Annotated in this window: 5 protein-coding genes and 1 pseudogene; 3 read left to right on the plus strand and 3 right to left on the minus strand. The window is 63.7% G+C overall.

Features of this window, described 5'->3' with window-relative positions; genetic code table 11:
- Positions 1 to 9 precede the first annotated feature (9 nt).
- From AC2W7L_RS12480 to pepN, 3 genes are read right to left on the minus strand one after another with little or no spacing between them, the layout of a single operon-like run.
- Positions 10 to 411 (minus strand): globin, encoded by a 402-nt coding sequence (locus AC2W7L_RS12480; protein WP_486004721.1) that lies wholly within the window; start codon positions 409 to 411, stop codon positions 10 to 12.
- Positions 395 to 1,486, minus strand: a complete 1,092-nt coding sequence (locus AC2W7L_RS12485) for a mechanosensitive ion channel family protein (protein WP_486004722.1) — start codon at positions 1,484 to 1,486, stop codon at positions 395 to 397. Before AC2W7L_RS12485 ends, AC2W7L_RS12480 begins: the two co-directional genes overlap by 17 nt.
- 12 nt (positions 1,487 to 1,498) lie before the next feature.
- On the minus strand, positions 1,499 to 4,177 hold the full coding sequence (pepN, locus tag AC2W7L_RS12490; RefSeq protein ID WP_486004723.1) for an aminopeptidase N: 2,679 nt from the start codon (positions 4,175 to 4,177) through the stop codon (positions 1,499 to 1,501).
- Positions 4,178 to 4,370: 193 nt separating this feature from the next.
- On the opposite strand from pepN, the gene AC2W7L_RS12495 reads away from it, so the two are divergent.
- The 3 genes and pseudogenes from AC2W7L_RS12495 (at position 4,371) to AC2W7L_RS12505 (ending at position 6,656) form a co-directional block, all read left to right on the plus strand.
- Positions 4,371 to 4,976, plus strand: coding sequence for a mycothiol-dependent nitroreductase Rv2466c family protein (locus AC2W7L_RS12495; RefSeq protein WP_486004724.1), 606 nt, complete (start codon positions 4,371 to 4,373; stop codon positions 4,974 to 4,976).
- Between the two features lie 64 nt (positions 4,977 to 5,040).
- A complete protein-coding gene (locus AC2W7L_RS12500; protein ID WP_486004725.1) occupies positions 5,041 to 5,514 on the plus strand; it encodes a ribose-5-phosphate isomerase in 474 nt (157 codons plus the stop codon).
- Positions 5,515 to 5,544: 30 nt separating this feature from the next.
- A pseudogene (locus tag AC2W7L_RS12505) lies at positions 5,545 to 6,656 on the plus strand (alcohol dehydrogenase catalytic domain-containing protein).
- Positions 6,657 to 6,830: the final 174 nt, after the last annotated feature.

The following is a 6,830-nucleotide window of genomic DNA, read 5'->3' on the forward strand; positions in this document are numbered from 1 at the left end:
GGTCGGTGATCAGCGGATGTTCGGATTCGTGTTGACCATCGCGGTCGCGGCCCGCTGGAAGTAGTCCCAGAACATCTCGTCGTACAGCGGCGGCAGACTCACATCGTCGAGAGCCGCACGCATACAGCGCAGCCAGCGGTCCCGGGCGTCGAAATCGATGGGGTAGTCGAAATGCCGCATCCGCAGTCGCGGGTGGCCGCGCTGCTCCTGATAGGTCGACGGACCGCCGAAGTACTGTTCGAGGAACGTCTGCAGACGGTGCTTCGCCCCCTCCAGCTCGTGGCCGTCCGGATACATCGCAATGAGCTGTGCATCGGCGTCGACATGTTGGTAGAACACGTCGACGAGGCGGGTGAACGTGTCATGTCCGCCGACGGCCTCGAAGATGGAGCCGTCAGTTGTCTGCGTCATCACTCGATCCTTCACTGGGAGAGTCTTCCTGCACGGTGCTGCGGATCTCCTGGTCATTGGGCAGCGGCGAGGGATTCTCGGAGTCGCCTGCGGCCGCGGGGGCCATCGCCTGCTCCTTGGCCGGCAGGGTGCGCAGAACCGTCTCCTGCACCATACCGATCTGTCCGCCGCGCTTGGCCAGCTGGGTCATCAGTTCGGCACGGAAGGCACGCTCGACCATCCACTGCAGGTTCGGTTTGGTCTTGACCATGGTGCGGATGACGCGGTGGGAGCCCGACAGCGACTGGACACCGGCGATCTCCGGATCTTCGAGCATTGCCTTCGACAGCTCGGGATCCTTCCGCAGAGTGCGCGTGATGTCCTCGGTCATCTCGCGGTATTCATCCATCGAGGTCCGGTAGTCGATGGGGATGTCGAGGACGGCGCGTGCCCAACCCTGGGACAGGTTGCCCACGCGCAGGATCTCACCGTTGCGCACATGCCACAGGGTGCCCGTGAGGTCGCGGATCTGGGTGCGACGCAGGCCGACGTCCTCGACTTCGCCGACGGCCTCGCCGAGGTCGACGGTGTCACCGATTCCGTACTGGTCTTCGATGACGATGAAGAATCCCGACAGGTAGTCGCGGACGAGCTCCTGAGCCCCGAAGGCGATGGCGACACCGGCGATACCGGCAGAAGCGAGGATCGGGGCGATGTTGAAGCTCAGGGCATCGAGGATCATGAGGACCGCGATGACGCTGACGAGGATCGTCGTCACCGACGACAGCATCCGTCCCACGGTCTTCGCTCGCTGGGCTCGGCGTTCCTTGATCGTCTGTTCATCGATCCCGGTGCGTTGGGCCTCAAGGGCAGTGGAGGAGAACTTCGTTCGGCCGGCGCTTTCAGCCTTCTCGCTGCCGACGGTGCCCTTGGCTACCGCGGTGGTGAACCTGCGGATGAAGAGCCGGATGACGAGATTGACGACAATGGCGCCGATGATGATGACGGTGATCTTCAGCGGCGCGCCGAGGAGGAACGACGCCCAATCGAAGTCACTTGCAGTCTGAACAGTGGTATCAATTGCTTCGGAAGTCATGATCATTCGAGATTAGCTGTGAAGGTTCAATGATCCCTTGGAAGCGCTGGACGCACGCTGAACCTGCAATGCGCGCTCCGCATCGGCGAGGTTCTCCCGCATCAGCCGCACCAGGCCTTTCGACGCGGACGGGTGATCGTCGAGCCACCGCCGGGTGGCCTTGACTGTGGCAGAACTCACCGGCGGGTACAGTCGCAGAGTCATCGTCTGCGCCATCTCCAACGTGCGCGTCTCCCACCAACCGGCTACCCGGGCGAAGTACTCATCGGCGAAGGACCGCAGCGGTGCTTCGGCGGCGATGAGCTCTCCGGACTCCTTCTGCAGACCGGTTCCGAAGCCCAGCGCCAGTGCCCCGAGTTCGGAGTTCGGCAGATCGGCATCGTCGACGATGCGGGTGAAGGTGCGTGATTTCGACGCCGAGGTGGGCCTGGAGGCGCGTGCGGTCGCGGCGTGGCGAACACCGGTGGCGCTGGGGTCCTTGCGGCTCATCTCCGCCACGGCGGAATCGTCGACGGCGTCGTTCGCAGACAGACCGATGATGATCTCCCACGTCAGGTCCGTGTCCAGAGTGATCCCATAGACGTTGTCCTTCTCAGCCCGCAGCCAGGACTTCAGGCGGTCCAGCTGCTTGGGCGTGGTTGCATGACGGATGAACCCGCGCACGAGTTGGAAGGCCTGATCCGTTCCCTCCTCGACCGTTTCGAGCAGTTCGATGAAACGGTCGGCCACCTCGGCGTGCTTCGTCTCCCGCTCTTGCGGAGGCAGGTAGGAGGCGACCGCGGTGTCGAGCTGACGCATCTGCGTGAGCAGCCCGGACGAATGGGTGATGGCGTGCAAGTGGGTGAGCATCGTGTTGATGTAGTCGTGGACGGGGCGCTCACCGTCGCGGACCTCATCCCACAGGGTGGCCAGAACGAGCAGCTGAGTGAGCGAATCGTCGAAGTCGCCCAGCCGGTGCGCCGCCGTTTCCATGCTGCGTGAGTCGAAGCGGACCTTGGCATAGCTGAGGTCGGCGTCGTTGACGACGATGACATCCGGCAGCGGCAGGCCACGGGCCTCGGTGACCTCGGCAGATTCGCCGTCGATGTCGAGCGGGAACGAATGGGTGCGCTTCAGTCGTCCCTGTCCGTTGTCCGAGTAGAAGCCGATGGCCAGTCGGTGCGGTCGCAGCGACGGCGTGGGCTGTCCCGGAATCGACCACGGCTTCTGAGTCACCTGCAGAGTCGAGATCGTCTGCTCGTCCGTCTTCGCCGCGTCGCCGGCTGCCTGACCGTCTTCGGCGGTGACGACGGCTTCGAGGAGGTTGACCCCGGATTCCTCGAGCCACAGCTTCGACCAGGCCTCCAGGTCCCTGCCCGAGGTGGCTTCGAGCTCGCTGAGGAGATCGGAGAGTTCGGTGTTCGACCAGGCGTGTTTGTCGAAGTAGCTCTTGAGACCGGAGAAGAACTCGTTGCGACCGACCCAGGCGACGAGCTGTTTGAGCACCGAGGCTCCCTTGGCGTAGGTGATGCCGTCGAAGTTGACTTCGACATCGGCGAGGTCCTCGATCGGGGCGACGATCGGGTGGGTGCTCGGCAGCTGATCCTGGCGGTAGGCCCAGGACTTCTCGATCGTGGCGAACGTCGTCCACGCATCGGCGAACTCGGTCGCCTCGGCCGTCGCCAGCGTCGACATGAACTCGGCGAACGACTCGTTGAGCCACAGATCGTTCCACCAGCGCATGGTCACGAGATCTCCGAACCACATATGAGCCAGTTCGTGGAGGATCGTCACCGTCCGGCGTTCGACCAGAGCCTCGGTGGGACGGGACCGGAACACATAGTTCTCGAGGATCGTCACGGCACCGGCATTCTCCATCGCTCCGGCATTGAACTCCGGGACGAAGAGCTGATCGTACTTCTCGAACGGGTAGGCGACATCGAATTCGCGTTCGAAGAACTCGAAGCCGGCCTTCGTGATCCGGAACAGCTTCTCCGCGTCGAGATGCTCGAGCAGCGAGGCACGGCAGTACAGACCCAGAGGAACGACAGATCCGTCGGAGGACGTCAGCTGCGAATGCACGGATTCATAGGGGCCGGCGATGATCGCGGTGATATACGACGAGATCGGGGTGGTGGGGGCGAACTGCCACACCGCCATGCCCGGTTGCGGGGTCTCTCCGAGTTCGGCGAAGGTCTCCTTCGGATCGCTCGGCGTCGGGGTGGGCGAATTCGAGACGACCGTCCACTTCTCCGGTGCGACGACGGTGAAGGAGTACGGAGACTTGATATCGGGCTGTTCGAAGACGGGGAAGACACGGCGCGCGTCGGGGACCTCGAACTGGGAGTAGAGGTAGACCTCGTCATCGATCGGGTCGACGAAGCGATGCAGGCCCTCGCCGGTATTCATGTAGGAGAAATGAGCATCGACGATGAGCTCGTTCTCAGCCGCGAGACCGGGAAGGGTGATGCGGGCCGGTGCGACCACCTCGGCGAGGTCGAGCTCGGTGCCGTTGAGGCGGACGCGCTCGACGCTGGCGGTGATGGCGTCGATGAACGTCGTCGAATCCGATGCTGCAGTGAAGCGGATACGTGAGCGGACGCGGAAACTCTCACCAACTCCTGTGAGGATCAGAGTGTGCTTGTAGCTCGAGACGTCCACGTTGGCTGAACGTTCGCGTGCTTCGTCTCGGGTGAGGTTGTGTTGCGGCACAGTGAGGTGACCTTCGCTTCGGGAACCGGGTGTACTCGGTCATTCTTTCATGGACATGCGCTCCCGGTGCGATATCGGCACCACGGATCGGGATTCGACCGCTGTTCCCGCACTCGGCGGGTATTGGTAGATTGAGCACCGACACGTTGGGTGCCCGACACGGGCCCCGCAAGCGGATGAAAGAGGAGAGACAGTGAGCAGAGAAACACTCGATCTGTGGTTCGACACGGCCTGCCCATGGGCATGGATGACCTCGCGCTGGGGTCTGGAAGTGGCCAAGGTCCGCGACGTCGACGTGAAGTTCCACCCGATGAGCCTGAACTTCCTCAACCGTGACAAGGACATTCCGGACGACTACCGCGCACTGATGAACCGGGCTCTGGCTCCGATGCGCATCGTCACCGCCGCTATCGCCGAGCACGGGGATGACATCGCCGAACCGCTCTACACCGCGATCGGCACCCGCATCCACCCGGGTGGAGAGAAGGACTTCGAGAAAGCTGTGTCCGAGGCCCTCGCCGAACTGCAGCTGCCTGCCGAACTCATGAAGTACGGCGAGACCGAGGACTATGACGCCCAGCTCCAGGCTTCCCACGACGAGGCTCTGAGCTTGGTCGGCGACGATGTGGGCACGCCGATCTGCCGCGTCGCCGGAACCGCGTTCTTCGGTCCTGTCGTCACCCCCGCTCCGAAGGGAGAGGACGCCGGACGGCTCTTCGACGGCGTCCTCGCCGTCGCCTCGACACCGGGATTCTTCGAGCTCAAGCGCACCCGCGACCAGGGCCCGAACTTCGACTGAGACGGGGCGGTCCGCACAGTCAGCGGACTCGACCGATCCACACACCGCACCGAAAGGCAGACATATGAAGGTTCACCTCGGCACCGACCACGCCGGATTCGAATTCAAAGAGGTCCTCAAAGCTCACCTGGAGAAGGCAGGGCACGACGTCGTCGACCACGGCGCTCATGAATACGACGCCCTCGATGACTACCCGGCATTCTGCATCGCCGCGGCGCAGGCCGTCGTCGATGATCAGGCCGCCGGACTCGACGCTCTCGGCGTTGTGATCGGCGGATCCGGAAACGGCGAGCAGATGGCCGCAAACCTGGTCAAGGGCGCACGCACCGCTCTGGCCTGGAATCCGGAGATCTCGAAGCTGGCCCGCCAGCACAACAACGCTCAGATCGTCGCCGTCGGCGCCCGCCAGCACCCCGAAGCCGAAGCGATCGCCATCGTTGACGCCTTCCTGGCCGAGCCGTTCTCCGGCGATGAGCGCCACGAACGGCGCATCAACATCATGGCCGACTATGAGGAGCAGGGCCAGCAGGCTCTGTGAAAGTAAGAACACTGTGACGAGGAGGACACTGTGAAGATCCACGGCGCCGTGCTGCGGGAGATGAAGCGGCCCCGGCCCTTCGCCGGGTCGCAGCCGATCTCGATCGAGTCTCTCGAACTCGATGAACCGGGTCCCGGTGAGGTGCTCATCCGGATGACGGCCGCTGGGGTCTGCCACTCGGATCTCTCCGTCGTCGACGGAAACCGTCCCCGCCCGTTGCCGATGCTCCTCGGTCATGAAGGTGCGGGAGTCGTCGAGCAGCTCGGTGACGGTGTCGATGACCTCGAGGTCGGCCAACAGGTCGTCACAGTGTTCCTGCCTCGGTGCGGGGAGTGCACGAACTGCCGTACCGACGGGAAGCTGCCCTGCACCCCGGGCAGTGCGACGAACGGTGCCGGAACTCTGCCGTTCGACGGTCACAAGGTCCGTCTCCATGAGGACACCGGCGCGAGGTGCTCCACCACCTCGGCGCGTCCGTATTCGCCACTCATGCCGTGCTCAACCGTGCATCGGTCGTTCCCGTCGACGAGGACGTCCCCGCGTCCATCGCCGCTGTGCTCGGCTGCGCCGTGCTTACCGGAGGGGGAGCGGTCCTCAACGCCGGACGTCCCGGACCGGACGACGAAGTGATGATCGTCGGGCTCGGCGGGGTCGGAATGGCTGCACTCATCACGGCCCTGTCCATCGAGACCGCCGGCGTCATCGGCGTCGACGCGAACCCCGACAAACTCGTACGGGCGAAGGAACTCGGCGCCGTCGAGGTCTTCACACCCGAGCAGCTGGGGGAGCGGAAGGCACCGATCGTCATCGAATGCGTCGGACATCCTCGGGCCTTCGAGACCGCGTTCTCGGCCACCGCTGTCGGCGGGACGACCGTGACCGTGGGACTTCCCGCACCAGATGCGCAGTCGAGCATCACCCCGGTGACTCTGACCGCCGAGGCGCGGACCGTGATCGGCTCCTATCTCGGGTCCGCGGTGCCGAGCCGAGACATCCCCGTCTACGCCCAGCTGTGGCGGGAGGGCAAACTGCCCGTCGAGGAGCTCATCTCCGACACGATCTCACTGAGCGAGCTCAATGAGGCATTCGACGCGCTCTCCGACGGAACGGTCATCCGTCAGGTCATCGACTTCGAGGCGTGAGCCCCACCTGAGATGTCTCCTTTGGTACTACCTGACGGCGGCTGAGCAACCTAGTGTGGAAACTCGCGACCTTGCTGACAACCTCACTCAATACGTTGCTGACAACCTCGCTCACTAGGTTGTGAACGACCTGACTCACTAGGTTGCTTACACCAAATGAGTGGGGTTGTCAGC

The sequence above is a fragment of the Brevibacterium sp. LAARM3_SD1 genome (assembly GCF_057364765.1).

Bases quoted from the DNA above. Each gene is read 5' to 3' on its own strand.
- AC2W7L_RS12480 (WP_486004721.1), bottom strand. From the start codon at position 411: ATGACGCAGACAACTGACGGCTCCATCTTCGAGGCCGTCGGCGGACAT.
- AC2W7L_RS12485 (WP_486004722.1), bottom strand. From the start codon at position 1,486: ATGACTTCCGAAGCAATTGATACCACTGTTCAGACTGCAAGTGACTTC.
- AC2W7L_RS12500 (WP_486004725.1), top strand. From the start codon at position 5,041: ATGAAGGTTCACCTCGGCACCGACCACGCCGGATTCGAATTCAAAGAG.